The following is a 26,790-nucleotide window of genomic DNA, read 5'->3' as shown; positions in this document are numbered from 1 at the left end:
CGCTCAGCCGTGCGGGGCCGCCGAGGCCCCCACAGCACCTATCTGCGCGACCTCTCAGTCGTCGATGCCGCTGCGCTCGACGCCCGCGACGATATGCCGCTGCAGGACGAGAAAGACCACCAGCAGCGGCACGATCGACACCGCCGCCGCCACGAACAGCTCATGGATGTTGACGGTCTGGGCGGTGGTGAACGTCGACAGCGCCACCTGCACCGTCCACGCGTCCCGGTCCTGGCCGATGACCAGCGGCCACAGGAAGGAGTTCCAGGCGCCGATGAAGACGATCGTGCCGACCGCCGCGAAGACCGGCCGGGAGTTCGGCACCACGACCTGCCAGTACGTACGCCAGTAGCCCAGACCGTCCACCCGCGCCGCGTCCTCCAGCTCCCTCGGAAACCCAAGGAAGTACTGGCGGAAGATGAACGCCGCGACCGCGCTGAACAGCGTCGGCACCACCAGACCGCGCAGGGTGGACACCCAGCCGAGCGAGCTGACCAGCACAAAGCTGGGCACGAAGGTGACCGCCGCCGGGACCATCAAGGTGCCCAGGATCCAGTAGAAGACCACATTGGCGTAGGCGTACGGGATGCGGGCCAGGCCGTATCCGGCGAGCGAGGCCAGCAGCAGGGTGCCCACGGTGGTGAGGACCGCGATCAGCGAGGAGTTGAGCAGCGCGTGCGCCATCGGCACGTTGGGGTCGTCGAACAACTCGCGGATGTTGGACCAGTGCAGCTCGCTCGGGAAGAACCGCCACTCCGGCGAGGTGATGTCCGCCTCGCTCGACAGACCGTTGCGCACCAGGAGATAGAAGGGGATCAGGAAGAGCAGCGCGAGTGCGAGCAGCAGCACCAGCCGCACGGCGCGCCCCACGCCGACGAGGGCGTCCCGGACATCGCGCGTGTTCGGGGGAACGCGCGGGGGATTGTTCTGGCGAGTGCCCGGGGAATTGCTCGGGGAAGCGCTACGGGGAGTGCGCATCAGTCCTCCTTCCGGCCCAGGCCGAACCAGCGGGCCTGCACCACCGTCACCACGGCGATGATCAGCGCCAGGATCACCGCGCCCGCACTGCCCAGGCCCAGGTTCTGCCCCTGTCCCAGCGCCGTGTAGTAGAGGTAGACCAGCGGCGGACGGGCGTAGGGCGGATAGCCGCGCGAGTCCGACAGCAGGTTGTAGAACTCGTCGAACGCCTGGAACGCGTTGATCACCAGCAGCAGCACCACCGCGACCGAGGTCGCCCGTAACTGCGGAAAGGTGATGTGCCGGAACACCTGCCACCCCGGCCGCGCCCCGTCCACGGCCGCCGCCTCGTAGAGCCGAGGCGAGATGCGCTGCAGCCCGGCGAGGAACAGCACCATGTAGAACCCCGCCTGCAGCCACAGCCGTACGGTCACGATGACCAGCCAGTACCAGGGCGGGTCTGTGGTCGACAGCCAGGCGATCTGATCGGCGCCGAACCAGTCCAGCACGGTGTTGGCCAGCCCGAAGCGCACCCCGTTGAAGATCGACATCTTCCAGATCAGCGCCGCCACCACATACGAGCACGCCACCGGCAGGAAGAACACCGACCGGAAGAACGCCTGCGCCCAGCGCAGCCGGTTGACCATCAGCGCGAGCGCGAGCGAGAGCACATAGGTCGCCGGGACGATGAACGCCGTGAAGACCAGGAAGGTCACCAGGCTGCCGGTGAACGCGTCGTCGCCCAACATCGCCGTGTAGTTGTCCAAGCCGACGAAGTCCGTGGGCGAGACGGTGTTGTGCGCGTCGAAGAAGCTGAGATACACGCTCCAGGCCAGCGGGACATAGGTGAAGAGGGTCAGCCCCAGGACGAAGGGGCCGACGAATATCCAGAACCACAAATGGCGGTTCTGCGGGCCCAGCAGCCTGCGTGTCACTTCGGTGGTCGGCACCCCCCGCATCAGTTCTTCTTCCGCACGCGCCGCAGCTCGGCCTTGGTCTTGCGGACCACCGACCGCAGCTCGCCGTCCGGGTCGGCGCCGCCCTTGATGATCCGGCTCAGCGCGTCCTGATAGGCCGTCCTGCTCGCCGAGGTCCACAGCAGCGGCTCGGCATGGCCGTGGTCGGTGACGTAGCGCACCGCCTCACCGGCCGCGCCCTGCCGCAGCTTGGCCGCCTTCGTGGCCAGCGAGATCCGGGCGGGGATGTGGAAGCCGTAGCGGAGCGCGAAGTCCTCCTGGTAGTCGGTCCGCTCCACCCACAGCCACTTCAGATACGCCTTCGCCACCGCCTTGTGCCGGGACCGGGCGCTGACCGCCGCCCCGTAGGCGCCGACCGGCACCGCGGGCGCGCCGTGCGCCCCGTCCTGGGGGAACGGCAGCACCCCGAAGTCGTCCCCCAGCGCCTTCTTCACCTGCGGCAGCGCCCACAGCCCGGACCACTGCATGGCGGTGAGCCCCTGGGTGAACGCGGCCGGATCCGACCAGTCGGAGGGCGCCCCGAGCAGCAGCGACTTCTCGGCGTAGAGCTGACGCAGCTTGCCGAGCGTCCGGGCGGCGGCCGGGTCGTCGAAGCCGACCTTGCCGTCCTCGGTGACCAGCGTGAGCCCGGCGGCGTTGAGCGGGGTGCCGCCGAGGACGCCGGGGCCGCCGTCATTGCCCAGGAAGAGCCCCTTGACGTCCCTGGTGGTGAGCTTCTTCGCCGCGTCGATCAGCGCGTCGAGGGTGCGCGGCGGCTCCACCCCGGCGTCGTCCAGCATGCTTCTGCGGTAGTAGAGCAACTGGGTGTCGATGACCTGCGGAATGGCCCAGATCTTGCCCTGATACGTCTTCGGGGCGAGCACGGCCGGGTTGAAGTCGTCCTTGGCCTCGCTGAGGAGATCGGTGAGGTCGACCACCTGACCGCCCTGGATCTGATCCAGCGTCGGGCCGTTGACCTCGAAGACATCCGGGCCGGACTTCGTGAGCAGCGCGGCGGAGGTCTGCTGGTCGTAGGCGCCCGGCCGCCACTGCACCTGGACGTTGGCCCGGTCGAACGCGTCGGCGTAGCGCCTGACGGCCTGTTCGGTGCCGGGCTCGCCGTACTGGTGGTACCACTGCTCGATCACGGGCTGGCCGGCGTGGTCATCGCCGTCCCGCCCGGTGTTCGACCCGCAGGCGGAGGCCAACGCCCCCGTCAGGGCCAGCCCTCCGCTAGCACCCAGCAGCCTTCGGCGGCTCATGGACATTGGCGTGCGCCCCCTCGTCTCCCGGTCCGTACGACTCCCGGTCTCCGTACGACCCAACGATCAACGATGGAGGCGGATTACGACAGAGGTATTGCGAAGGGATGTCACTTTTCGGTACCGGAATGTGACGCTGAGTCGACGTGGGGGGTGGGGTGGGCTGGAGCGGGGCGGGGTAGGGCGTGCTAGTTGTCGGCGTCGAGTTCGTCGAAGACGCGCTGGGCGGTGGCGAAGGCCGAGTTGGCCGCCGGGACACCGCAGTAGATCGCCGACTGCAGCAACACCTCGCCGATCTCCTCCCGGGTCAGCCCGTTGGTGAGCGCGGCCCGGATGTGCATGGCCAGCTCGGCGTCATGGCCGTGGGCGATCAGCGCGGTGAGGGTGATACAGCTCCGGGTCCGCCGGTCCAGACCGTCGCCGGTCCAGATCTCGCCCCATGCGTAGCGGGTGATGAAGTCCTGGAAGCGGGCGGTGAACGGGGTCGTCCGGGCCACCGCGCGAGCCACATGCGCGTCTCCGAGGACGGCCCGGCGCACCGCCATCCCGGCGGCGTGGCGGGAGGCGTCGTCGTGGGGCGCGTCGGCGTCGTGCGCCAGGTGCGCCAGCAGGGCCGCCGTCACCGCCTCCGGGCGCTCGACCCCCGCCAGATGGGCCGCCCCGGCGATCTCCAGCAGGCTCGCACCGGGCACCGCGTCGGCGATCCGGCGGGCGTGCGCGGGCGGGGTCGCGGGGTCGTCGCGACCGGCCACGACGAGGGTGGGCGCCGTGATCTTCTCCAGGTCGGCCGTCATGTCGTACGCGGCGAGAACGTCGCAACAGGCGGCGTAGCCCGCACGGTCCGTGGCGCGCAGATCCTCGATCAGCGCGGCGCCGACGGGGGATTGGGCGAAGCGGTGCGAGAACCACGTGCCCGGACGGCTCGCCACCATCGCCTCCGTCCCCTCGGCCCGTACCAGCGCGGCCCGCTCACGCCAGACGGCGGGGTCCCCGAAGCGGGCCGAGGAGCAGACGACCGAGAGGCGGCTGACTCGGTCGGGGTGGTGGGCGGCAAGGTGCAGCCCGACCGCGCCGCCGATCGAGATGCCCGCGTACGCGAACCGCTCCCACCCCTGATCGTCGGCGAGCCGCAGCACGAGGGCGGCGAGCGCGTCGACGGTGGCGGAGCCGTCGGCGGGCAGCAGCGCGGCGGGGGAGCCGCCGTGACCCGGCAGATCCCAGCGCAGCACGCGGTGCGCCCGGGTGAGCGCGGGAAGCTGGGGCTCCCAGACGGCGAGGGAGGTGCCGATGGAGGGGCCGAGGATGAGAGGCGGGGCGGTGGGGGGTCCGGCGAGGTCGTGGTGAGGTCGGTTGTCGGTCACGTGGTGCTCCGGTCGGTGGGTGTGTGCGGGTGCGTGGGCGGCTGCGGCGGGGCGTTTTCCCCACCCCGCCCCTTCCCGAAACTGGGGCCGCGCCCCAGCCCCCACTTCAGGGGCTCCGCCCCTGGACCCCCGGGGTTTCGCCTCGACCCCAGGGGCTTCGCCTCGATCCCAGGGGCTCTGCCCCCCTCGGACTCCCGCGGGGTTTCGCCCCCTCTGAGGCGGGGCTGAGGGGCATCTTGCAGCCTCTCCGGCGATTGAGGAGCGGGGGTCCGGGGGCGGAGCCCCCGAAGTGGGGGGCTGGGGGCGCCCAATTTCGGGAAGGGGCGGGGTGGGGAACTTGCCGCCCGGGGGCGTTACGCATAACGCTCAAGCGCACGGTCGACCAGGGCCGGGCCCGCACCCACGTATGTGCCCGGGTCCGTCAGCTCGCGCAGACGGTCCGGCGGCAGCACACCCGCCAGTGCCTCCGCCAGCCCCACGCCCCCCTCCGCGACGCGCCGCGACGCCTCGGTCAGCAGTTCCTTCGCACGGGCGCGGCCGACCACCTCCGCAAGCTCGGCCGCGATCCGCTCGCTCACGATCAAGCCGCCCGTCAGCCGCAGATGGTCGGCCATCCGGTCGGGGAACACCTTCAGACCGGACGTCAGCTCGGCCGCGTCCCGGGCGGAGCCCCCCGCGAGCCGCAGCAGCTCCCGTAGCGGCTGCCACTCGGCGTGCCAGGCCCCGCCCGGCCGTTCGTCCTCCGCGGCCAGCGCGCCCAGCAGGGTCGCGGCGAGCCCCGGTGCCTGACGGGCGGCAGCGGCCATCAGCGTGGCGCGCACGGGGTTCGACTTGTGCGGCATCGCGGACGATCCGCCACCCGCGCCCTCGGCCACCTCGCCGATCTCCGTCCGCGAGAGCACCAGCACATCCGCCGCCACCTTCCCCAGCGCCCCCACGGTGAAGGCGAGCGTGGAACCCAGGTCGGCGACGGGGGTGCGCAGGGTGTGCCACGGGAGGTCGGGCTCGGCCAGCCCGGTCGCCTCGGCGAAGCGCGCCAGCAGCTCAGCCCCCGCCCCGAAGGCGGCCAACGTGCCTGCCGCACCGCCCAGTTGGGCGGGTGGCCGCAGGGCCGCCAGCCGGTCACGGGCGTCCAGGACCAGCGCCCGCCAGCCCGCCGCCTTCAGCCCGAAGGTGGTGGGCACGGCGTGCTGGGTGAGGGTACGGCCGGGCATCGGGGTGTCGCGATGCGCGGCGGCGAGCCGCGCCAGCTCCGCCGCCGTACGGTCCAGGTCGGCCACGATCAGCGGCAGCGCACGGGCGGCCACCAGCATCGTGGCCGTGTCCACGATGTCCTGGCTGGTCGCGCCCCGGTGGACATACGGCGCGGCCCCGCCGTCCGTATGGGCCACCGCCGCCGTGAGATCGGCGACCAGCGGAATGACCGGGTTGCCCCCGGAACGGGCGCGCAGCGCCAGATCGCGTACGTCGTACAGCTCGACGCGGGCCGCGCCCGCCACCGCCTCCGCCGCCCCGGCCGGTGCGACCACTCGCGCCAGCGCGGCCTCCGCGTCCAGCATGGCCTGCACAAACGCGGTGTCGCCCGTGGCGGTCTCCACCGCCGACCCCGCCCGCACCGGGGACAGCAGCCCCACGTCGTGGCTGTCCGAAGGACGAGAACTACCGGAACTCAAGGAAGACCGTCTCCCCTTCGCCCTGCAAACGGATGTCGAAGCGGTACGTCCCCGGCAGGGATCCCGCCGTCGCCACCAGCGTCTCGCGGCGCGCCGGATCCAGCGAGGCGAGCAGCGGGTCGGCGGCGTTGGCCTCCGCGTTCCCGGGGAAGTACACGCGGGTGAAGAGGTGATGCAGCAGCCCCCGGGCGAGGACGCACACGCTGATGTACGGGGCGGCGGGCGCGGCCGGGGCGCCCGGCGGCAGCGTACGGGCCGTCCAGTGGCCGTCCGCGTCGGTGGCGATCCGGCCGAAACCGGTGAAGTCCACGCCGTTGCGCCCGAGGTAGCCGCCGGTCACCGGGTCGCGCCGCATGGACCCGCCCGCGCCCGTGAGGGAGCCGTCCGGGCCGGCCTGCCACAGCTCGATCAGCGCGTCCGGGACGGGCGCTCCCTCGCCGTCGTAGACGTAGCCGTGGAGCGTGATGGCGCCGGGGTGGCCCGCGGGGGCCATCTCGCCGCCGTCGGGGAAGGGCAGGGCGTAGCCGTAGAAGGGGCCCACGGTGTGGGACGGGGTCGGTGCGAGCTTCTGCTCGGGTGCGGGCGCGAGCCCCTGCTCGGGTACGAGCCTCTCGGCCATCAGCGACCCTCCTCGATCCAGGTGGCGGACGGCCCGTCCAGCACGATGTCCCAGCGGTAGCCCAGCGACCACTCCGGCTGTGACAGCGCGTGGTCGTACGCCGCGACCAGCCGCCCCCGCGCCGACGGGTCCGTCACCGACTGCAGGATCGGGTCGTGGACGAAGAGCGGATCGCCGGGGAAGTACATCTGGGTGACCAGGCGCTGGGTGAACGCCGAGCCGAAGACGGAGAAGTGCAGATGCGCGGGGCGCCACGCGTTCTCGTGGTTGCGCCACGGATAGGCGCCCGGCTTGATGGTGGTGAAGCGGTACGAACCGTCGTCGCCGGTCAACGTCCGCCCCACACCGGTGAAGTTGGGGTCGAGCGGCGCGGGGTGCTGATCGCGCAGATGGGCGTAGCGGCCCGACGCGTTGGCCTGCCACAGCTCGATGAGCTGGCCCCGGACGGGGCGGCCCCGGCTGTCCAGGAGTCGTCCGGAGACGGTGATGCGCTCGCCGAGCGGTTCGCCCTGGTGCTGTGCCGTGAGGTCGTTGTCGATCGCGGTGATGTCGGTGTGGCCGAAGACGGGGGTGTGCAGCTCCACGGTCTCCGGGTCGCCGTGGACCGCGACCAGCGGCTGTTCGGGGTGGCGCAGCACACTGCTGCGGTACGGGGGGAAGTCGCGCGGCGGATGGTCGGCGGCGGGGGCTCCTTCGGCGCGCGCCTTGTCGTATGCGTCCCGTATGTGGGCGAGTTCGCGGTCGATGTCGGACTGGGTGAGAGCCATGTCTGCTGTCAGCCTTACCTTTCCAGCTTTACCAGCCGTGCCGTTCCGGTCCGGATTACCTCTCCAGGACGAGGGCCAGGCCCTGTCCGACACCGATGCACAAGGTGGCCAGGCCCGTCCCCGAGCCGCGGGCGGCGAGCTGATGGGCGACGGCCCCGGCGAGCCGGGCCCCGGAGGCGCCGAGGGGGTGGCCGATGGCGATGGCGCCGCCGCGCGGGTTGACGATCGCGGGGTCGAAGCCGGGGTCCTGGGCGGACCATTCGGCGAGGCAGCCCAGCACCTGCGCGGCGAACGCCTCGTTGAGTTCGAGCGTGGCCAGATCGGCGAAGGAGCGGCCCGCCTTGGCGAGGGCGCGGCGTACGGCCTCGACCGGGCCGAGCCCGAAGTACTGCGGCTCGATACCGGTGACGGCGGAGGCGCCGATCCGGGCCAGGGGTTCGCGTCCGGTGGCCTTCAGCCCCTCCTCGTCGACGAGCAGCAGGGCAGCCGCGCCGTCGTTGAGGGGCGAGGAGTTGCCCGCGGTGACGGTGCCGCCGGGCTTGCGGAAGGCGGGCTTGAGCTTGGCCAGGGCTTCGGTCGAGGTGGTGTCGCGGATGGACTCGTCGCGGACGAGGTCGCTGTCCGGATACGGCAGCACCTCGGCGTCGTACGCCCCGTCCTGCCACGCCCGCGCCGCCTTCTCATGGCTGCCGAACGCGAACGCGTCCTGCGCCTCGCGGGTGATGCCGTGCTTGTCGGCGATCAGTTCGGCGCCCTCGCCGAGGGCGACGGTCCACTCCGGCGGCATGTCCGGGTTGGTCATCCGCCAGCCCAGGGTCGTGGAGTAAAGCTGCTGATGCCCGGCGGGGAAGGCGCGCTCGGGCTTGGGCAGCACCCAGGGGGCGCGGCTCATCGACTCCACCCCGCCCGCGAGGGCGATATGCGCGTCGCCGACCGCGATCGCGCGGGCGGCCTGCAGCACGGCCTCCAGGCCCGAGGCGCACAGCCGGTTGACGGTCGCGCCGGGCACGGTGACGGGCAGCCCGGCCAGCAGCACGGCCATGCGGGCGACATCGCGGTTGTCCTCGCCCGCGCCGTTGGCGTTGCCGAAGTAGACGTCGTCGATGCGTGCCGGGTCGAGGCCGGGGGTGCGGGCGAGCAGGCCGCGCACCACATGGGCGGCCAGGTCGTCGGGGCGCACCCCGGCGAGCGCGCCGCCGTATTTGCCGACGGGGGTGCGGACGGCGTCGACGATATAGACGTCACGCAGGGGGGTCATCGGGTCTCCTTCCCGGGCTTCCCGGCTGCTCCGGGATCTCCGGTGGCCGCGGGCTTCCTGGTCGCCGCGGGCTCTCCGGCCGCTCCAGGCTTCCCCGCGGCCTTGAGGGCGCGCAGCGCCGCCAGCTCAACGGGGGTGGGCGGCTGGGTGGTGCCCACGGTGTCGGCGACGGTCAGCTCCCAGTCGGTGGCGGCCCGCACCTGCTCCACGGTGACGCCCGGGTGCAGTTCGGTCAGCACCAGCTCGGCGGTGGCCGGGTCGGGGCGGAGCACTCCGAGGTCGGTGATCACGGCGACGGGGCCGGCGCCCGGCATGCCGAGCTTCTTACGGTCGCCGGGGCCGCTGCCGTGGCCCAGGGTCGTCACGAAGTCCAGCCTTTGCACGAAGTTGCGGGTGGAGTGGCGCAGCACCATCAGCACCTTGCCGCAGTTGGAGGCGATCTCGGGGGCGCCGCCCGCGCCGGGGAGGCGGCCCTCGGGCTTGTCCGGGCCGCGGTCGACGATGGTGGTGTTGATGTTGGCGTAGCGGTCGACCTGGGCGGCGCCGAGGAAGCCGACGTCGATCCGGCCGCCCTGCAGCCAGTAGTTGAACACCTCCGGCACCGGGATCACCGCGTCGGCGGTGTCGGCGAGTTCGCCGTCGCCGATGGACAGCGGGAGCCGGGTGGGCTTGGAGCCGATGGTGCCGGACTCGTAGATCAGGACGAGGCCGGGGTTGACGGTGGCGCGGGCGAGGTTGGCGGCGGTGCTGGGGAGCCCGATGCCGACGAAGCAGGTGGTGGCGTCGGCGAGCGCGCGGGCGGCGTTGACCTCCATCAGCTCGTCGCTGGTGAAACCGGTCGGGCCGGCGGGGGTCGCGGTCATCGGGTGAGAGCTCCCTCGGTGTTGCGCACGTTGTCGTCGATCCACTGCGTGAACGCCTCGCGGTCGCGGGCGATCGGGTCCCATGCCTGGTAGAAGGCGTTGTCGCGGGTCGAATACCCGGCGGCGTAGGAGGGGTGGGCACCGCCGGGGACGACGGAGACGGCGTCGATCACCCAGGTCGGCAGGACGATCCCGCCGGGGCGTGGCTGAAGCTCCTCGACGATCTCTTCCACGGTCACCAGCACCCGCTCCGCGGCGAGCGCCGCTTCCTTCTGCACGCCGGTCAGCCCCCAAAGCTGCACATTTCCGGCGCGGTCGGCCTGCTGGGCGTGGATGACGGTGACATCGGGGTTGAGCGCCGCGACGGCGGCCAGCTCCTCCCCGGTGAAGGGGCAGACGACGGTGGAGACGGTGTCCGTACGGGTCGGGATGTCGCTGCCGCGATAGCCGCGCAACACGGCGAACGGCAGCTTGGAGGCGCCCGCCACATAGCGGTTCGCCATGCCCGCGTGGCTGTGCTCGTCCAGCTCCAGCGGCCGCGGCCAGCCGTTCTCGACGGCGTCACGGAAGCGGTGCAGTGAGCCGACGCCGGGGTTGCCGCCCCAGGAGAACACCAGCTTGCGGACGAGTCCGGCGCCGATGAGCTGGTCGTAGATGACGTCCGGAGTCATCCGGACGAGGGTCAGATCGGTGATGCCCTGGCGGATGACCTCGTGCGCGGCGGCGTACGGGATCAGGTGGGTGAAGCCCTCCATCGCGATGGTGTCCCCGTCGTGGACGAGGTCCGCCACGGCGTCCTGCAGGCTTCGGATGTCGGCCATCGTCACTCCGCTCAGTCCGCGGTCAGGATGCTCAGTGTGCTGACTAATGTGGTGCCAGCTTCGCACGGTGCCATTGGCTGGTGCGCTCGTCAAGAGAGTCTAGGGTGAATGTCGGCCTCTCGACATGGGGCCTTCCACAGGGCAGAATCACTCAGTGCACGGACTAATGGACCAACGGGCTGATCGAGCAGCGGGGAAGCCGGGAGGGCACGGCATGAGCGGCGCGGTGGATCTGAACACGCACCCCGGGCATCTGGCCCGCCGCTTCCAGCAGGCGCACTCCCTGCTGTGGGGCGCGATGGTCTCCGAGGAGATCACCTCGCCGCAGTTCGCGGTGGTCAACGCGCTGACGGAGAAGCCGGAGATCGACCAGCGCACCCTGAGCGAACACGTCCACCTCGACCGCTCCACCATCGCCGACCTGGTCGCCCGGCTGGCCCGCCGCGGCCTCCTGGAGCGGGTCCGCGACCCGAACGACGGCCGCCGCAATGTCCTGCGCCTGACGGAAGAGGGCGCCCGCGTCCACCGGAAACTGGTCACACGGACGGTTCGGATGAACCGGGTCTTCCTCTCCCCGCTGGACGAGACGGAGCGGGAGACGCTGCTGCGGCTGATCGCCCGGGTCACGGACGCGGCGGAGGAGCTGCGCGCGTAGGTGCGTGGGCGCGAGGCGCGCAGGGGGGCGGCGCGCTCGGGTGCCGCTCTGGCCGTCGCGCCGCCGGACCGGCGGCGCGGACCTCGCCCGAACGCGACCTACGCCAGGCCGAACGCGACCTACGCCAGGCCGGGCGGGGCCTGGAGAGCCGAGCGGCCCCGGCCCGCACGGTGCGCAGGGGCACGGGGGCCGCGCAGTCAGGTGGTCCGCCACGAAGCCCCCCGCCACGTGGCGCGCATGGGGGCGGGCCCTAAGGCGTCGATGGCCTGGTGGCGATGATGACCGTGGCGTCCAGTTCGTCGGATTCGGTCAGGCGCGGCTCCAGGCCGTCGCCGGACACGATGGCCATGGCCGAGGGCGCCTGCCGCCCGCTCGTCTCGAACAGCAGCGAGCCGCCCGGGGCCAGCCATCGGCCCGCCTCGGCGGTCACCCGGCGCAGGACGTCCAGCCCGTCCGCGCCGCCGTCCAGCGCCACCCGCGCCTCGTGGACCCGGGCCTCCGGCGGCAGCAGCCCGACCTCCTCGGTCGGCACATACGGGACGTTGGCCAGCAGGACGTCCACGCGGCCGCGCAGCGCGGCGGGCAGCGGCTCGTAGAGATCGCCCTCGTACACCGTGCCGCCCACGGGCTCGACATTGCGCCGAGCGCAGGCCACCGCGACGGGGTCGATATCGGCCGCGTACAGCTCCACCTCGCCCAGGTCCGAGGCCAGCGCGGCGCCCAGCGCGCCCGAGCCGCAGCACAGATCGACCACGACCGCCCCGGGCCGGGCCAGCGCCACGGCCCGCTCGACCAGGAACTCGGTGCGCCGACGCGGTACGAAGACCCCGGCGTCGACGGATATCCGAAGCCCCCGGAACTCCGCCCAGCCGAGCACATGCTCCAGCGGCAGCCCGGCGGCGCGTTGGTCCACCATGGCGAGGAGCCCGGCCGGGGTACGGGCCGTGGCGAGGATCAGCCGCGCCTCGTCCTCGGCGAACACGCACCCGGCGGCGCGGAGCCTGGAGACGACGGTGGAAAAGGCGACAAGTGAAGGTGAAGCTGATGAAGCCGACATGGGAGCCTGGAAGCCTTTCGGAATCCCCGAGGGCGCTCCCGGCAGTCAGCTATCCCGTGTATCCCTGCGGCGAGAGCACCCAGCCTGAACTGGCATTGATGGGTCTCACCTCCTCGGTGCGTACGGGCGACGGCCACACTACCCGATCAGCGCGCGCCGGGCCTCGTGGATCAAGCGCTGGGCATCGGCCCCGAAGACGGCGGATTCGCGGAGGGTGTTCCAGGCGCGCAGGTAGAGGGCGATGCTGTCGGCGTCGTTGATCCAGAGTTCGGCATGCCAGTCCTCGACGAGCACCAGCCGCTCGTCGTGGATCCAGAATCCGTTGACGGGCTGGATCTTCAAGGGGGCGGCGAAGGGCACGATGCCCAGCTCGACCGTGTCCAGGCCGATGATGCCCGTGAGCCGATCGAACTGTGCGGCGAGGACTGATGGCGGGCAGACGAGGGCACGGAGCGCCCCTTCCCACATGATGATCCGGTACCGCTTGCGTGCGTCGTACAGCCCTTCCTGGCGCTTCACTCGGGTGCGGACCGCAGCCTCGGTGTCGCGCGGAGACTTGTGCAGGTCTGCGTTCTGGATGAACACCGCGCGTGCGTAATCGGCCGTCTGGAGTATTCCCGCCACGAGACAGTTTTCCCAGATGTGCAGCTTGGCCGTGCGGGCGTGTTCAGCAGTGATCGCGTCCTGTACGGGCTTGTGCCCTGCGGCGAGTTGGCGGCGCCACGATCGGATGTGGGATTCCAGCCCGTTGAACCGGGAGAGCAGTTCCTCGGCGGCCTCCGGCTGATCGGTTGCCGTGGCCCAGGCGCGCGGGTCCTTGGCTGTCGCGGTCTGGCGCCCGTTTTCCAGCTTGTAGATCTTGGAGTGAGGCCAGCCCAGCCGCTTCGCGAGTTGTGTACCGGTGAGCCGACCTCCAGGGCATGCCGCACGCAGCTCCCGAAGCCGCGCTCCAAGAGCCACCCGCGCCTGTTGAAAGTCAGTGCTCACCGGTCACACGGTACTTGCAACCTACGTGGTCAGTCCCGACGCGAACTTCTCGTATCGCACCGCGTAATGCCACGCCGCGTCACGTACCTGAAGGTAGCGGTTGACCTCGGCCGGCTCGGTGATCAGCTCGACCTCGATCAGCTCGTCGTCCTCATCGAAGTTGAGCAGAGCGACCAATCGCGCGAATCGGCTCGCGGATCTCCTGATGTGGGCCGCGCTGGAGGAGCAGACGAAGAACGCCGCCTCGGCGTAGGCGGTACGCATCCGGCCTCCCCCTTGAACCCCCGTACCGACTGGACCGGAGCCCTGGCAGGTCGAGCCCAGCCGGAATGGGTGCAGGTGCACGACGGCGCGAGGAGAGCCCTCGTGCCGACAGCACAGAAGGGAATCATCCCGATGCGGTCGACAGGACACAAGACCGTCTTACGGCAGGACCCGGACGACGGCGACACCATGCCCGACTCCGACGCACCATCGCCCCCTTCGGGCGGTGACTGCGGTGGCGGTGACGGCTGCGGCCGTCGATAACCCCGGTAGGCAGGGCAGTCCCGGCCAACGCGGGGGCTGCCCTCTTCGGCCAGTGAAGGCGACATCTTGCACCACCACCACGGCTACACCTGGCTCGGCTCGGGTCACGACCTCCTCAAGGACGGCCCCAGACGCCCCATCCACCCGGAGTTCAAGGCTTCCAAGGTCGTCCCCCTCGAACTCGCCCACTGGCTGCTCAAGCCCCCCACCTTCGTCCAGGGAACCTGGACCGAGCCCACTCAAGCCGCCACCTGGTTCGGCGAGCGGGCCCGCGAACACGCCCACTCCTTCGCCTCCGTCCATGACCGCGCGCCCGAAACACTGTCGGTGAAGGTCCAGGGCGCGGCCAAGGCGGTCGCCGGCGGGGAGGACGCCGCAGGAGGGTGGTATCTCACCGGGCAGCGGTTTCTCTCCGTATGCCTGATCGCCTGCGGTCCCCACCGCTTACGCCCCGAGATCGGCTGTCCCCAGCAGCGGACGTGACTCGGTACTCAGTTCGCGAGCGCCTCGTACCGCACGCCCGTCAGCCGCTCGGACGCGGCCCACAGCCCCCGCCCCGCCGTGTCGCTGCGCGTCCACTTGGCGCGGGCCGAGCGGACGGGGGAGCCGTGCCAGATTCCCTGGAAGGGCGGGCCGAAGAAGTCGTCCTGGCGGACGCCCGGGGCGGTGGCCGCGTACAGAGTGGGGAGGGCGCCCTGGTCCGGGCTCTGGGCGAAGTAGCGGTTGCCGATTTCCATGAATCGCTCGGTCGCCCGGCGGCCCTCCATTTTCGGGGCGGCGGTCTGGAGGTTGGTCGAGGCGTAGCCGGGGTGTGCGGCGGCTGCCACCAGGTGGGCGCCCGTCGCGCGCAGGCGGCGGGACAGCTCGTGGATGAAGAGGAGATTGGCGGACTTGGAGCGGGAGTAGGCGGTCCAGCGGCGGTATCCGCGCTCCATGTTCAGGTCGCGCGGGTCGACCGTCCCCAGCATGTGCATAAAGCTGGACACGCTGACCACTCGCGCCCCCGGGCCCGCCTCCAGGAGCTTCGGGAGCAGCAGCCCGGTCAGCGCGAAGTGCCCCAGGTGGTTGACGCCGAACTGCATCTCGAAGCCGTCGGCGGTGCTGCGGCGCGGAAGGGCCATTACGCCCGCGTTGTTGATGAGCAGATCGAGCCGGTCGACCTGGTGCTCGGCCGCGAAGGTGCGTACGGACTTCAGATCCGCGAGGTCCAGCGGCGCGACCCGCACATACGCGCCCGGCGCCTGCGCCCGGATCCGCTGCGCGGCCTCGGCCCCGCGCGCCTCGCTGCGGCAGGCGAGGACCACCTGGGCGCCGCGCCGTGCCAACTCCCGGGCGGTGATGAAGCCGAGGCCACTGTTGGCGCCGGTCACCACGGCGATGCGGCCCGTCTGATCGGGGATGTCGCTCGCGGTCCAGCCCTTCATCTCGCGCTCCTTCGCGGTGTGTGCTACGCGCCGGTAGCCCCTGTGTCCGGCGACAGCCTAAGGGCGGGTTCATGAAGGTGCGAGGCGTGCGGATCGGCAAGACCCGCTGGGGTAGTGCCCGGCTCGGGCGGGTGCGGCTTTCGGCACCCCCTGCCCCGCTGCTCACCTGCGCCAGCCCATGGAGGCGTGGAAGGCGGAGCTGATCGGGGTGCGGCGCTCGTACAACCGACGGCTGGAGAACCCCCTTCCGCTCCCCACCCGCACCCTGCCCGAACTGTTCGCCCACGCCTGGGCGCTGGTGGAGAAGGGCGAGGCGCCGGTCTGAACCGGCCCCGCCCCGCCCCTACTTCACCCGCGCCTCGCACACCATCCGCCGCCGGTGGTCCACCGTGCGCTCAGGGCCGGTGAGCGTCAGCGGGACCGTGTGCCGTACGCCGGAGTCGGCGCTGGAGGAGGCCAGCCGCAGCTCCAGCGCGCCTGGTTCCACCACCCTCGTGCCATCGGCCCGCAGCGGATACGAGGCGAGGTCGGCGTGGAAGGCGAAGTGGACCTCGGCCGACTCGCCCGGCCGCAGCGGCACCCGTGCGTAGCCGATCAGCCGGGACACCGGCCGGGCGATCCGCGCCACCGGGTCATGGAGATAGAGCTGCACGACCTCCGTCCCGGCCCGGTCACCGGTGTTGCGCACGGTCAGCCGGACCGTGGTCTCCCCGTCGGTCGGCACCTCGGCGGCGTCGGCCTCCGGGCGCTCCCAGGCGAACGAGGTGTAGGACAGCCCGTGGCCGAAGGGGAACAGCGGGGTCGGGTCGATCGAGCTGGAGTCGCCCCGCAGCCCGAGCGGCGGCTGTGCGTACGTCCAGGGCTGGCCGCCGGACGTGTACGGGACGCTCACCGGCAGCCGTCCCGAGGGGTTGACGCGGCCGCTCAGCACCCCGGCCACCGCCGGGCCGCCCTCCTCACCGGGGAAGAACGCCTGCACGGCGGCGGCCAGCAGCCTCGACCAGCGGCCGAGGGCGTACGGCCGACCCGTGAACAGCACCAGCACCACCGGGGTGCCGGTGGCCACCAGGGTGTCCAGCAACGCCCCCTGGTCACCGGGGAGTTCGAGGTCGGCGGCGTCGCAGCCCTCGCCCGAGGTGCCCCGGCCGAACAGGCCCGAGCGGTCGCCCAGCACCGCGACGCACACATCCGCGTCCGCCGCCGTCCTGGCCGCCTGCGCCAACCGGCTCTCGGCGGTGAGCGCCGCCGCACCGGCCGAGGCCACCGCGCCCGGGTCCCCGGCGGACCCGGCCGGGCCGGGTGCGGCGCACCCCTCGGCGTGGGTGGTCCGCGCACCGGGCAGCTCGGCGCGCAGCGCGGCGAACAGTGTCGGCACTTCGATGCCGAGGGGCAGTTCGGGGTGTTCCACCCCCACATGGCGGGGGAAGGTGTAGCAGCCGAGCATGGCGGCCGGGTCGTCGGCGAGCGGGCCGACCACCGCGATCCGGGCGTCCGGCGCGAGCGGCAGCACATCGCCGTCGTCGGCGAGCAGCACCACCGACTCCTCGGCCAGCTCGCGCGCCACGGCCCGCATCCCGGGCGGATCGAGATCGAGATCGGGGGTTCCCGCGGGCCCGGCGGATTCCGTGGGCTCCGAGAGCGCCGACGGCATCGGCGACCAGTCCGCGTCCAGCAGCCCCAGCTCGCACTTCTGCCGCAGCACCCGCAGCGCCGCCCGGTCCACCAGCGCCTCGTCCACCTCCCCGGCGCGCACCGCGTCCCGCAGCGGGGTGCCGAAGCAGCGCACCGCGGGCAGCTCCACGTCCACCCCCGCCGCCAGGGCGAGCCCGGCCGCGTCGCCCCGGGTGGCGGCGACCCGGTGGGCCAGCTCCAGGAAGGACACCCCGAAGTAGTCGGCGACGACCGTGCCGGTGAAGCCCCAGGTGTCGCGGAGCAGTTCGGTCAGCAGCCAGGGGTTGGCGGCCGAGGGCACACCGTCGATGTCGTTGTAGGAGTGCATGACCGACCGCGCGCCCCCGTCCCGCACCGCCAGCTCGAAGGGCGGCAGGATCACATCGGCGAGTTCCCGCGGGCCGATGGAGACCGGTGCGTGGTTGCGGCCGCCCCGGGAGGCGGAGTAGCCCGCGAAATGCTTGAGGGTGGCGACGATCCCGGCGGACTCCAGGCCGCGGACATAGGCGGTGCCGATGGTGGCGACCAGATAGGGGTCCTCGCCGATGGACTCCTCCGTACGGCCCCAGCGCGCGTCCCGCACCACGTCCAGCACCGGGGCCAGCCCCTGGTGGATACCGGCCGACCGCAGCGAACCGCCGATCAGCTCGGCGGCCCGCCCCACCAGCGCCGGGTCGAAGGACGCGCCCCAGGCGAGCGGGGTGGGGAAGACCGTGGCGCGCCAGGCGAAGAAGCCGGTCAGACACTCCTCATGGGCCAGCGCCGGGATCCCGAAGCGGTTCCCGGCGGCGATCCGGGTCTGGAGGCGGGCCAGCGCGGCGGCGCCCTCGGCCGGTTCGACGGGGGAGGTGCCGAAGGGGCGGGTGAGCTGGCCGACGCCATGGGGGAGGAGGCCGTCGAGGTCCACGGTCTCGGACACCTCGTGCTGGAGCGGGGCGACGTCCTCGCCCTCCTCGGCCTCGGATCCCGGCCATACGCCGGCGAGTTGGGCGAGCTTCTCCTCCAGCGTCATCGAGGAGAGCAGGGCCGCCGCGCGGTCCTCGGCGGTGAGGGAGGTGTCCTGCCAGGGCTGAGGCATGAAGCTCCTTGTCGGGGGAGGGCGGCGGGGCGGGAGAACGGGCTTACCTGCCGCCGGAGGCGGCTTGTGCGCGCCGGGGTCGGCCTATTTGCCGCCCATGCCCATCAGCCCGTTGATCAGTTGACGGCGGGCGAAGAGATAGACCAGGAAGATCGGGAGGATGGAGAGCACCACGGCCGTGAGCAGCGCCGGGGTGTCCACCCGGAACTCGCCCACGTAGTCGTACAGCCCCAAGGTCAGCAGCCGGTTGCTCTTGGACTGGGTGAGCAGCAGCGGGAAGAGGAAGCCGTTCCAGGCGTGCAGGGCCGACATCACCCCGACCGTGGAGATCCCGGACCGCGACAGCGGCACGACGAGCTGGAGCAGCACCCGGGTCGGGCTCGCCCCGTCCAGCGCCATCGACTCGTACAGCTCCTCGTCGATATCGCGCATCGTGCCGACCAGGATCAGCACGCTGACCGGGAGGGAGAAGGCGGCCGTCGGCAGGATCACCGCGAGCAGGGTGTCGTACAGATGGAGCTTGGTGATGACCAGATAGACCGGGATCACCACCGCCTGGGAGGGGATCGCCAGCCCCAGCAGGAAGATCTGGAAGATCCGGCGGGAGGCCCGGCCGCGGGCGCGCACGACGGTGTAGCCGACGGTCACCGACAGCGTGATCACGATCGCCGCGCATACCGCCGTGACCAGCGCGGTGTTGAGGAGGTAGGAGAGGAAGTCGGAGCGCAGCACCCGCCGGTAGTTGGCGAGCGTGGGGTGGTCGGGCAGGGCCAGCGGCCCGTCGTCGATATAGCCGTCGCGGGTCTGGAAGGTGGCGGCCACCAGGACGTACAGCGGCAGTCCGACGATGCCGAGCCAGATCAGGGAGCCCAGCCCGGCGGGGTAATTCGGGGTCCGGGAGCCGCGTCCGACAAGGCGCGGGCGGCGGGGCAGACCCCGGCGGCGGAAGCGGGGGCCAGGGGCCGCCGGGGTCTTGTTCGGCGTACGGATGCCGTCCGGGGGGTGGCTCGGTGAGCGGTTCGGGTGGCCGGGCAGGACGTCGGTCACATCCCCTCCCGGGTGCTGCGCATCGCGGCGAAGCCGGTGAGCCGCACCAGCAGCAGCGAGACGGTGGTGGCGACGACGACGAGGATGGTGGCGACCGCGCTGGCGTAGCCGAGGTCGAACGCCTGGAAGCCGTTCCTGTACATCAGATACGGCACGATCGTGGTGTCCGTGCCCGGCCCGCCCTTGGTGAGGATCAGGACGGTGTCGAAGAAGGTCAGCGCGCCCACCACCATGATCACCGAGGAGGTGACGATGGTGTTGCGCAACTGGGGCAGGGTGATCGAGAAGAACTGCCGTACGGTCCCGGCGCCGTCGATCGCGGCCGCGTCGTAGAGCGAGCGGGGGATGGCGCGGGCGCCGCCCTGGTAGATCAGTGTGTGCAGCGGGATGAACTGCCAGGCGGTGACGAAGAGGACCGCCCCGAAGGCGCCCTTGGAGCTGCCGAGCAGATCGCCGTCCGCGAAGCCCAGGGCGGGCCCGATGTCGGCGATCAGGCCGAAGTTGGGGTCCAGCAGCGACTTCCAGACCAGCGCGAGTGCCACGGAGGAGCCCAGCAGCGGCAGGAAGAAGATCGCCGACAGTACGGCCCGGTTGCGCTGCCGCCCGGCCGCCCACACGCCCAGCAGCAGGGCGAGCGGCGTCTGGAACACCCAGGTCAGCACGGTCAGCACCAGGCTGAGCCAGATGGCCTGATGGGTTTCCGGGTCGTCCCACAACCGGGACCAGTTGCTCATCCCGGTCCAGCTCGGGGTGCCGATGCCGTCCCAGTCGGTGAAGGCGAGGGCGCCGACCAGGACCATCGGCGCCACCGCGAAGAAGACGAAGAACAGCGCCCCTGGCAGGGCCCAGACGACGCCGGGCCGGCCGACCCCCGGCCGGCCGACCTCCGACCGGCCGACCTCCGACCGGCCGACGCTCCGGCGGCGCTCGTGTGCCGGGCGCGGCTCGCGCGTCGCGGCGTCCGCCATCACATGCCCTTCAGGGCGTCGACGAACTCGGCCGGGCCGAGCTGCCCGTTGAACAGCTTCTGCACGGTGGTGTGCAGCGGCGGGGTGTACTTGGCGGGCAGCGCCTGGTCCCAGGAGAGCGTGAAGTCGGGGGCCTGCTTGACCAGGTCGTACTGGAACCGCGCGTAGTCGGGGTTCTCGTGCTTCCCGAGCAGGGAGGTGGCGTCGGAGGTGGCGGGCACGTCCCCGTTGGCGATGAGGTCGCCGGAGTAGTCCTGCCGGGCCGCGAACTTCACGAATTCGAGCGCGGCCTTCTGCTTGTCGCCCTTCACCTTGGCGTTGATCGACCAGTAGTTGGTCGGGTTGCCGACGACGCTCTTGGGGTCACCGCTGCCACCGGGGACCGCCGGGAAGGTGGTCCAGCCCAGCCCCGACTTGGCGAACGCGGGCTGATTGGCCTTCTGGTTGGCGTACTCCCAGCTACCCATCAGATGCATGGCCGCCTTGCCCTTGGCGAAGAGCGTGGAGGCCCCGTCGGCGGTGTAGTTGACCGACTTGTAGTTCTTGCCGAACGCGCCCCGGTCCACCAGATCCTTGATCGTCTGCGCGGCCTTGAGCACCGCCGGGTCGTCCCACGCCGCCATGCCCTGGCTCTGGATCTTCTGGAACACCCCGGCCCCGCCGTAGCGGTCCACCAGGTACTCCACCCACATCAGCTCGGTCCAGGGATCGGTGCCGGCCAGCGCGAACGGGGTGACGCCCTCGCCCTTGCAAGTGTCGATGAGCTCCAGCAGATCGTCCCAGGACTTCGGGGGCCGGGCCCCAGCGTCCGTGAAGACGTCCTTGTTGTAGAAGAGAATCACCGGCTGCATCCCGCGCATAGGGATGCCGTAGTGCTTCCCGTCGATCGCCCCCGCGTCGAGGATCGTGGGGATGAACGCCTTCTTCAGCTCCGGGTCCTTGGCCATGGCCGGGTCGAGGCCGAGCAGCATGTCCTTCTTGACGAAGTCGCTGATGCTGCCGCCGCCCCAGTTGAAGAAGACATCCGGTGCGTTGGGCGTGCCCATGGAGGTGCGCATCTTGTCCGAGTAGCCCTCACCGGGCACCTGGGTGAGCTTCGCCTTGATGTCGGAGGTCTTGTTGAACCGCTTGACGACCTCGCGCTGCACCTTGGTCGAGGCGTCCTGGTAGACCCAGACGTCGAGGGACCCGTCATCCGAACCCCTGGGCCCGCCGCTTCCGCAGCCGGCGAGTGCCGTCCCGGCCAGCAGCAGGGCCGCCGCCAGGGTGGACGCACGAAGGGTGGACCTTGCCCTTGCCCTTGCCCTTGCCCTTGCCCTTGCCCTTGACCGAGGTATGCGCATCGTGTGCCTTCCGGAAGTAGCCCGATAATTCTCGGAAGCGGTTGCGTGGAAGGTATGGGGGTGCTGATGCGGTGTCAAGAGTTCTGGCGGCGGGTGGCTTTGTTCCCCACCCCGCCCCTTCCCGAACCGGGGGACACCCCCGGCCCCCGCTGGGGCTGCGCCCCCGGCCCCCTGCTGGGGCTGCGTCCCCGCACCTCCGCTGGGGCTGCGCCCCTGGGCCCCTGCTGGGGCTGCGCCCCCGCACCTCCGCCGGGGCTCCGCCTCCAGACCCCGCCGGGGCTCCGCCCCCGCACCTCCGCCGGGGCTGCGCCCCCGCACCTCCGCCGGGGCTCCGCCTCCAGACCCCGCCGGGGCTCCGCCTCCAGACCCCGCCGGGGCTCCGCCTCCAGACCCCGCCGGGGCTCCGCCTCCGGAGCCCGCCGGGGCCGCGCGGTCCTGCCTGGCCCGCCGGAGGCCGCACTCCTGAGCGCCCTTCGGGCGTGTCCTCAATCGCCGGACGGGCTGGAAAATCCAGCCCGTCCGGCGCTTGAGGACCGGGGTCCGGGGCGGAGCCCCGGCGGGGGCGGGGGCGCAGCCCCCGTTCGGGAAGGGGCGGGGTGGGGAATCAGCCCTCGGCCGGTGCCGCGGTGCTGGAGCGGACAACCAACTGCGTGGCCAGCTCCACCCTGGGCGACTCGATCTCCTCCCCCCGCGCCTGCCGCAACACCGTACGCGCGGCCAACTTCCCCATATCCGCCAACGGTTGACGGACCGTCGTCAACGGCGGCGCCGACCACCGCACCTCGGGCAAGTCGTCGAAGCCGACAATGCTCACATCCTCCGGAACCCGCAGCCCCCGACGCCGCAGAGCCTCGATCGCGCCCAGGGCCATCTGGTCGCTGGAGGCGAAGATGGCGGTCGGCGGGGTGGGCCCGGACATCAGCTGGTCGCAGCCGTGGAAACCGGACTCGTGGTAGAAGTCGCCCTGCGCCACCAGCGCCGGATCGAACGGCACGCCCGCCGCCTCCAGCGCGGCGCGGTGGCCGTCCAGCCGGGCCCGGCTGCACAGCAGCCGCGGCGGACCGGCGATCAGCCCGATCCGGCGGTGGCCAAGGCTCAGCAGATGTTCGGTGGCGGCCATGCCGCCCGCCCAGTTGGTCGCCCCCACGGTGGGCGCGTCCAGCGCCGGGGAGCCGGCCGGGTCGACGACCACGATCGGCACGTTCAGCCGCCGCAGCTCCTCGTGGACCACCGGCTCCAGCACGGACGTCACCAGGATCACCCCGTCCGAGGCGCGGGCCCGCAGGTTCTTCAGCCACTGCCGGGCCGAGCCCGCGCGGCCGTGGATGGCCGAGACCACCGTGCCCACCCCGTCCTGGTGGGCGACCTCCTCCACGCCGCGGATGATCTCCACTGCCCAGGGGCTGTCCAGGTCGTTGAAGACCAGGTCCAGCAGGGCGGCACGGTCGCCGGGCACGCGCTGGCGGCGGCGGTAGCCGTGGACCCGCAGCAGGTCCTCGACCCGGGCCCGGGTCTCGGGCGAGACATCCGAACGGCCGTTGACCACCCGGGAGACCGTGGGCACTGACACCCCGGCCTCCTGCGCGATGGCCGTGATCGTCACCTTGGGCCGGGCGCCGCCCTCGGTGCCCCTGCTCTCCGTAGCCATTCCGCCTCCTCGGTTGACGGGAGCCACCCCCGCCTCTCACTTTCCGGGGCGCACCCTCGGAACCTTGCAGAAGTCTTCCGGAAAACCGGATCAGACGTGAAGAGACGAGAGAGGGACGTCCCCATAAGCTTCTGAGCTTACGCAGCGCCGCGGGGCCGGCCTCCGCCGCCGTCACACCACCGTGCCGGGCGACTTCCCCTCGGCGGGGCCGCCCGCGCGCCCGGCAGGGGGCCGTGGTCCGCTTGGTCGGTGGTCCCGTTCGACCGGCTGAGGTCGTGGTCTGCTTGGCCGTTGGCCTTGCTCGACCGGCTGAGGTCGTGGTCTGTCCGGCTGTTGGTCCCGCGCGACCGGCTGACCATCCTCGTCCGCCTGGCCGTTGGCCCCGAGCGACCGGCTGGGCGCCGTCGTCTGCTTGGCCGTTGGCCCCGCACCACTTGGCCGGTGACCCCGCTCCAGCGTGTAGGCACCTCGCCGCCCAAACTTTCCTCTCCCCGGGTGTAAGAAAGCGCGGCCCTCGACCACTGCATGGTGAGAGAGCCGAGATGAGGAGACGGCGTGACCGACGCCCAACGCTTTCGGGACCTTTACGAGGAGTGCCACCCCCGTGTGCTGGCCTACGCGGCCAGCCTGGTGGGCCGGCAGGTCGGTGAGGACATCACCAGCGAGACATTCACGGTCGCCTGGCGGCGGATGCGGGACATCCCGACGCCGCCGCTGCCGTGGCTGCTCGGCGTGGCCCGCAATCTGACCCGCGAGCTGCGGCGCAGAGACGGCAGGCAGTACAACCTGGCCGCCCAGGAGGCTCAGCGCGTCATCACCTCCGGCGCCCAGGTCGAGGACGTGGCCGCGGGGGTGACCGAGCGCGCGGTGGCACTGCAGGCCCTGGCGGGGCTGTCCGCCGCCGACCGCGAGCTGCTGACGCTGGTCGCCTGGCACGGGCTCGGCCCGCGAGAGGCCGCGCGCGTCCTCGGCTGTTCCAGCGCCACGTTCGCGGTGCGGCTGCACCGGGCCAGACGGCGGCTGGAGCGGGCCGTGGACGCGGTCGGACCCGACCCGGACCTCAGCCCCGGCCCCGGCCCCGGCCCCGAGCCCGGCCTTGACCCTCGCCCCCGCCCTCGCGCCCCTCGCGCGAACGTGACAGTGAAGGAGACCTGAGATGGCACGCAAGCGGCACGATGTGATGAAGACCCTGGCGGACGCGCGGCCCCCGGAACTCGATCCGGACCACCTGGCCGGTTCCGCACGCGCCCGCCGCGACCTGGAGACCATCCTGGCCGGTACGGTCGGCACGGCCGAGGCGTCGGAACTCCGCCGGTCCCCCCGGATGTTCACCTGGCGCTGGGCGCTGCCCGTCGCGGCGACAGCGGCTGCCGCCGGAGTGCTCGTCGCCACCCTCCCCCAGGGCGGCTCGGGCGCCGAGGGCTCCCGGGCGTCCGTCGGCCCCACGGCGGACGGCGCCCGGCACATCCCGGCCAACGGCCGTCTGGCGCTGCAGCACGTCGCCGACCGGCTGGACCGGACGGCGGCGGACGAGGGCACCTACTGGCAGATGACCACCCGGTCGGCCTGGATCGCCGTCGTCGACGCGTCCGGGGAGACCTTCGCGGTGTCCAGCTCCGAGAAGCAGCAGCGGTCCTTCGGGGTACGGCCCGGCACGGAAAGCCTCAACGTCATGGGGCTCGACGCCACCACCAAGCCCCGCACCGAGCGCGATACGGCGCGCTGGCGGGCCGCCGGCTCGCCGAAGGACCTGACGCTCGCCGACACCGGACGGGGCGGCAGGCTCGGTCTGCGGATCGAGACCGGGGCCGGGAAGCGGCCGACGGTGGACCGCATCAACTCGGGCGACCGGATCGCCGCCCTCGGCGCACGCAATGTGACCTACGAGGACCTACGGCAACTCCCGGGCGACAGCGCGAAGCTGAAGAAGGTGCTGTCGGACCTGTACCGGGAGGACGGCGGGAGCGAGGTCCGCGGCCGCACCGAGTGGATGTGGCGGCAGGCGGCCGGGCTGATCGGCCTGCCGGTGAAGGCCGAGGTACGGGCCGCCGCGTACCGCGTCATCGCGGGGCTGCCGGGCATCCGCGCGCTCGGCGAGGTGACCGATCCGCTGGGCCGCGAGGGCGTCGGCTTCGCCCTGCCCGCGTCCGACCGGCCCGGCTACGGGACCGGACGGTCCGAGCTGATCGTGGACCCGGCGACCGGGGCCCTGCTGTCCGAGCAGGAGGTCCTGACCGAGCCGGACGCGAAGGCCGCGAAGGCGGGGCTCACCTCGGGCACGGTGGTGAACTACACCGCCACCGTCAGGTCGGAGTGGACCGACCGGCAACTGAAGACCCCGGAAACCCCGGAAACCCCGGAAACCCCGTAATGACTGGCCGGGGCGGGCTGTAAGAACGGCCGGGCCGCGGCCATTTCCTTCTGAGAACCCCACCCGAGCAGAAGGAAGGTCATGGACAGAACCACAGGACGGCCCGGAACCCGCCGGATCTGGCTGCGCACGGCGGTCGCCGTGTGCGCGGTCGCACTCGGCACCCTCGGCACCCCGGCGAACGCCACCCCGGCGAACGCCGCGCCGGGCGCCGTCACCGCCGCCACGTCCACCACCGCGTCGGACCCGGCGGCCCGCGCCGCCACCCCGTGGAAGCTGCGGACGCCGATGGGCGAGACGGCTTCGAAGGAGTTCTGGGACATCGCCTCGACCGGTGCCAAGGACGCGTGGATCGTGGGCCGGAACACGGACGGCGCCGCCGGAGCCACCCCCCTGATCAGGCACTGGAACGGCACCACGTGGACGGATGTGCCCGCCGCCGCCACCGGCGGCAAGGCCACGTGGCTGCAGGAGATCGCCGCCTCCGCGCCCGACGACGCCTGGGCCGCCGGCACACTGGACGACAACACCGCGGTCGTGCTGCAGCACTGGGACGGGAAGAAGTGGAACAAGGTCGACCATGCCGCCGCCCCCGAGGGGTCGCTGAGCTTCGTCCTCGACATCGCCACGTTCGGTGAGAAGTCGGCCTGGCTGACCGGCTTCGACTGGAATCCGGAGAGCGGCGCCGAGGTCTCCTATCTGGAGCGCTGGACCGGTTCCAGGTGGCAGAGGGTGTCCCTCCCCGCCGCACCCGGCGGCGGGGAGGTGCGTCCCTCGAGCATCACCGGCACCGGCCCGGACGATGTCTGGGTCACTTCCGACGCCGTCACCGGCGATGTGACAAAGCCGCTGCTCCACCACTGGAACGGCAGCGGCTGGACGGTCCGCGAGGTGCCCACCCCCGCCGAGTCCGCGACCGGCTGGACGGCCGGCCACGCCGTGGCCACCGGCCGTAACTCGGTCTACGTGGTCGGCAAGACCAACGAGGACACGCCCAAGGCCACCATGGCCACCCGCTGGACCGGCAGCCGCTGGGAGTCGCTGCCCGCGCTTCCCGTCGGCGAGGCGAACGCCGTGGGCGCGGACGGCGCCGGGCGGCTGTGGATCGGCGGCTGGACCCCGGGCAACCGCCACTCCGTGCTGTCCCGCTGGACCGGTACGGAGTGGGCGACCGAGGAACTGCCCGCCGACGTCACCGAACACAGCGAGATGTCCACGGTGCTCGGCATCGCGGGCGTCCCCGGAACGAAGGGCGTGTTCGCCGCGGGGACGGCCGGCTGCGCGAGCGACCCCGTCCAGTGCGGGATGCTGGTCTCACGCGACGTGCGGTGACCCGCACGGGGCGGGTGGTGACTCCCCCTTGGCGGAGGGCGCTGCCCCGCTCAAGGAGCTGCCCCCTCCCGGGGCGGGCGCTGCCTCCTCCCGGGGCGTGCGGTGACCCCTCCCGGGGCGGGCGCTGCTCGCCTCAGGGGACGT

25 protein-coding genes are annotated in these 26,790 nt (G+C 72.0%); 6 read left to right on the top strand and 19 right to left on the bottom strand.

Annotated elements, in window-relative coordinates; all coding sequences use genetic code 11:
* Positions 1-54 precede the first annotated feature (54 nt).
* From CGL27_RS17255 to CGL27_RS17210, 10 genes are all read right to left on the bottom strand, one after another.
* Positions 55-978: a carbohydrate ABC transporter permease gene (locus tag CGL27_RS17255; protein ID WP_240450533.1), complete on the bottom strand. Its 924-nt coding sequence runs from the start codon at positions 976-978 to the stop codon at positions 55-57.
* Entirely contained in the window at positions 978-1,916 is a 939-nt protein-coding gene (locus CGL27_RS17250; protein ID WP_119988170.1) for a sugar ABC transporter permease, read from the bottom strand. The genes CGL27_RS17255 and CGL27_RS17250 overlap by 1 nt, the downstream gene beginning before the upstream one ends.
* Positions 1,916-3,181 (bottom strand): sugar ABC transporter substrate-binding protein, encoded by a 1,266-nt coding sequence (locus CGL27_RS17245; RefSeq protein WP_205587711.1) that lies wholly within the window; start codon positions 3,179-3,181, stop codon positions 1,916-1,918. Before CGL27_RS17245 ends, CGL27_RS17250 begins: the two co-directional genes overlap by 1 nt.
* Before the next feature lie 182 nt (positions 3,182-3,363).
* On the bottom strand, positions 3,364-4,536 hold the full coding sequence (pcaD, locus tag CGL27_RS17240; RefSeq protein WP_119988164.1) for a 3-oxoadipate enol-lactonase: 1,173 nt from the start codon (positions 4,534-4,536) through the stop codon (positions 3,364-3,366).
* 353 nt (positions 4,537-4,889) lie between these two features.
* Positions 4,890-6,170, bottom strand: coding sequence for a 3-carboxy-cis,cis-muconate cycloisomerase (gene pcaB / locus CGL27_RS17235; RefSeq protein ID WP_205587710.1), 1,281 nt, complete (start codon positions 6,168-6,170; stop codon positions 4,890-4,892).
* A 25-nt stretch (positions 6,171-6,195) separates the two neighbouring features.
* Positions 6,196-6,828, bottom strand: coding sequence for a protocatechuate 3,4-dioxygenase subunit alpha (gene pcaG / locus CGL27_RS17230; RefSeq protein ID WP_119988159.1), 633 nt, complete (start codon positions 6,826-6,828; stop codon positions 6,196-6,198).
* Positions 6,828-7,595: a protocatechuate 3,4-dioxygenase subunit beta gene (gene pcaH, locus CGL27_RS17225; RefSeq protein ID WP_078641288.1), complete on the bottom strand. Its 768-nt coding sequence runs from the start codon at positions 7,593-7,595 to the stop codon at positions 6,828-6,830. Before pcaH ends, pcaG begins: the two co-directional genes overlap by 1 nt.
* A gap of 55 nt (positions 7,596-7,650) precedes the next feature.
* Positions 7,651-8,853 carry a thiolase family protein gene (locus tag CGL27_RS17220; protein ID WP_119988156.1) on the bottom strand — a complete coding sequence of 401 codons (1,203 nt, stop codon included), beginning with the start codon at positions 8,851-8,853 and terminating at the stop codon, positions 7,651-7,653.
* Positions 8,850-9,716 carry a CoA-transferase gene (locus CGL27_RS17215; RefSeq protein WP_119988153.1) on the bottom strand — a complete coding sequence of 289 codons (867 nt, stop codon included), beginning with the start codon at positions 9,714-9,716 and terminating at the stop codon, positions 8,850-8,852. Before CGL27_RS17215 ends, CGL27_RS17220 begins: the two co-directional genes overlap by 4 nt.
* Positions 9,713-10,537 carry a CoA-transferase gene (locus tag CGL27_RS17210; RefSeq protein ID WP_119988150.1) on the bottom strand — a complete coding sequence of 275 codons (825 nt, stop codon included), beginning with the start codon at positions 10,535-10,537 and terminating at the stop codon, positions 9,713-9,715. Before CGL27_RS17210 ends, CGL27_RS17215 begins: the two co-directional genes overlap by 4 nt.
* Before the next feature lie 214 nt (positions 10,538-10,751).
* On the opposite strand from CGL27_RS17210, the gene CGL27_RS17205 reads away from it, so the two are divergent.
* A complete protein-coding gene (locus CGL27_RS17205; protein WP_119988148.1) occupies positions 10,752-11,192 on the top strand; it encodes a MarR family transcriptional regulator in 441 nt (146 codons plus the stop codon).
* Between the two features lie 250 nt (positions 11,193-11,442).
* Here CGL27_RS17205 and CGL27_RS17200 read toward each other — a convergent pair whose 3' ends face one another.
* The 3 genes from CGL27_RS17200 to CGL27_RS17190 all read right to left on the bottom strand — a co-directional run bounded on the left by CGL27_RS17200 (position 11,443) and on the right by CGL27_RS17190 (position 13,500).
* Positions 11,443-12,249, bottom strand: a complete 807-nt coding sequence (locus CGL27_RS17200; RefSeq protein WP_119988145.1) for a putative protein N(5)-glutamine methyltransferase — start codon at positions 12,247-12,249, stop codon at positions 11,443-11,445.
* 138 nt (positions 12,250-12,387) lie between these two features.
* Entirely contained in the window at positions 12,388-13,236 is an 849-nt protein-coding gene (locus CGL27_RS17195) for a helix-turn-helix transcriptional regulator (protein WP_119988142.1), read from the bottom strand.
* A gap of 21 nt (positions 13,237-13,257) precedes the next feature.
* Positions 13,258-13,500, bottom strand: coding sequence for a DUF6879 family protein (locus CGL27_RS17190; RefSeq protein WP_119988139.1), 243 nt, complete (start codon positions 13,498-13,500; stop codon positions 13,258-13,260).
* 330 nt (positions 13,501-13,830) lie between these two features.
* On the opposite strand from CGL27_RS17190, the gene CGL27_RS17185 reads away from it, so the two are divergent.
* Complete coding sequence (locus CGL27_RS17185; RefSeq protein ID WP_119988136.1) at positions 13,831-14,247, top strand: hypothetical protein; 417 nt, start codon at positions 13,831-13,833, stop codon at positions 14,245-14,247.
* 8 nt (positions 14,248-14,255) lie between these two features.
* Here CGL27_RS17185 and CGL27_RS17180 read toward each other — a convergent pair whose 3' ends face one another.
* A complete protein-coding gene (locus tag CGL27_RS17180; protein ID WP_119988134.1) occupies positions 14,256-15,188 on the bottom strand; it encodes an oxidoreductase in 933 nt (310 codons plus the stop codon).
* 178 nt (positions 15,189-15,366) lie between these two features.
* Here CGL27_RS17180 and CGL27_RS50085 point away from each other — a divergent pair, with 178 nt between their 5' ends.
* Entirely contained in the window at positions 15,367-15,513 is a 147-nt protein-coding gene (locus CGL27_RS50085; RefSeq protein WP_162953014.1) for a hypothetical protein, read from the top strand.
* An 18-nt stretch (positions 15,514-15,531) separates the two neighbouring features.
* Here the strand turns inward: CGL27_RS50085 and CGL27_RS17175 are convergent, their stop codons facing one another.
* The 5 genes from CGL27_RS17175 to CGL27_RS17155 all read right to left on the bottom strand — a co-directional run bounded on the left by CGL27_RS17175 (position 15,532) and on the right by CGL27_RS17155 (position 22,943).
* Positions 15,532-17,937, bottom strand: a complete 2,406-nt coding sequence (locus CGL27_RS17175) for a glycoside hydrolase family 3 N-terminal domain-containing protein (protein WP_119988132.1) — start codon at positions 17,935-17,937, stop codon at positions 15,532-15,534.
* A gap of 84 nt (positions 17,938-18,021) precedes the next feature.
* Entirely contained in the window at positions 18,022-18,870 is an 849-nt protein-coding gene (locus tag CGL27_RS17170) for a carbohydrate ABC transporter permease (protein WP_119994429.1), read from the bottom strand.
* Between the two features lie 110 nt (positions 18,871-18,980).
* Complete coding sequence (locus CGL27_RS17165) at positions 18,981-19,952, bottom strand: sugar ABC transporter permease (protein WP_119988129.1); 972 nt, start codon at positions 19,950-19,952, stop codon at positions 18,981-18,983.
* The gene (locus CGL27_RS17160) at positions 19,952-21,295 is read right to left on the bottom strand and encodes an extracellular solute-binding protein (RefSeq protein WP_205587709.1); all 1,344 of its coding nucleotides are present in this window, start codon (positions 21,293-21,295) and stop codon (positions 19,952-19,954) included. The genes CGL27_RS17165 and CGL27_RS17160 overlap by 1 nt, the downstream gene beginning before the upstream one ends.
* A gap of 604 nt (positions 21,296-21,899) precedes the next feature.
* Positions 21,900-22,943, bottom strand: a complete 1,044-nt coding sequence (locus tag CGL27_RS17155; RefSeq protein ID WP_119988126.1) for a LacI family DNA-binding transcriptional regulator — start codon at positions 22,941-22,943, stop codon at positions 21,900-21,902.
* Positions 22,944-23,498: 555 nt separating this feature from the next.
* Here CGL27_RS17155 and CGL27_RS17150 point away from each other — a divergent pair.
* From CGL27_RS17150 to CGL27_RS17140, 3 genes are all read left to right on the top strand, one after another.
* Positions 23,499-24,098: a sigma-70 family RNA polymerase sigma factor gene (locus CGL27_RS17150; RefSeq protein WP_119988124.1), complete on the top strand. Its 600-nt coding sequence runs from the start codon at positions 23,499-23,501 to the stop codon at positions 24,096-24,098.
* A 1-nt stretch (position 24,099) separates the two neighbouring features.
* The gene (locus CGL27_RS17145) at positions 24,100-25,314 is read left to right on the top strand and encodes a CU044_5270 family protein (protein ID WP_119988121.1); all 1,215 of its coding nucleotides are present in this window, start codon (positions 24,100-24,102) and stop codon (positions 25,312-25,314) included.
* Between the two features lie 81 nt (positions 25,315-25,395).
* A complete protein-coding gene (locus CGL27_RS17140; RefSeq protein ID WP_240450532.1) occupies positions 25,396-26,646 on the top strand; it encodes a hypothetical protein in 1,251 nt (416 codons plus the stop codon).
* Positions 26,647-26,790: the final 144 nt, after the last annotated feature.

The sequence above is a fragment of the Streptomyces sp. 11-1-2 genome (assembly GCF_003595545.1).
In the GTDB taxonomy this organism is placed as follows: domain Bacteria; phylum Actinomycetota; class Actinomycetes; order Streptomycetales; family Streptomycetaceae; genus Streptomyces; species Streptomyces hygroscopicus_B.
This window is presented reverse-complemented; position numbering and strand designations above follow the sequence as displayed.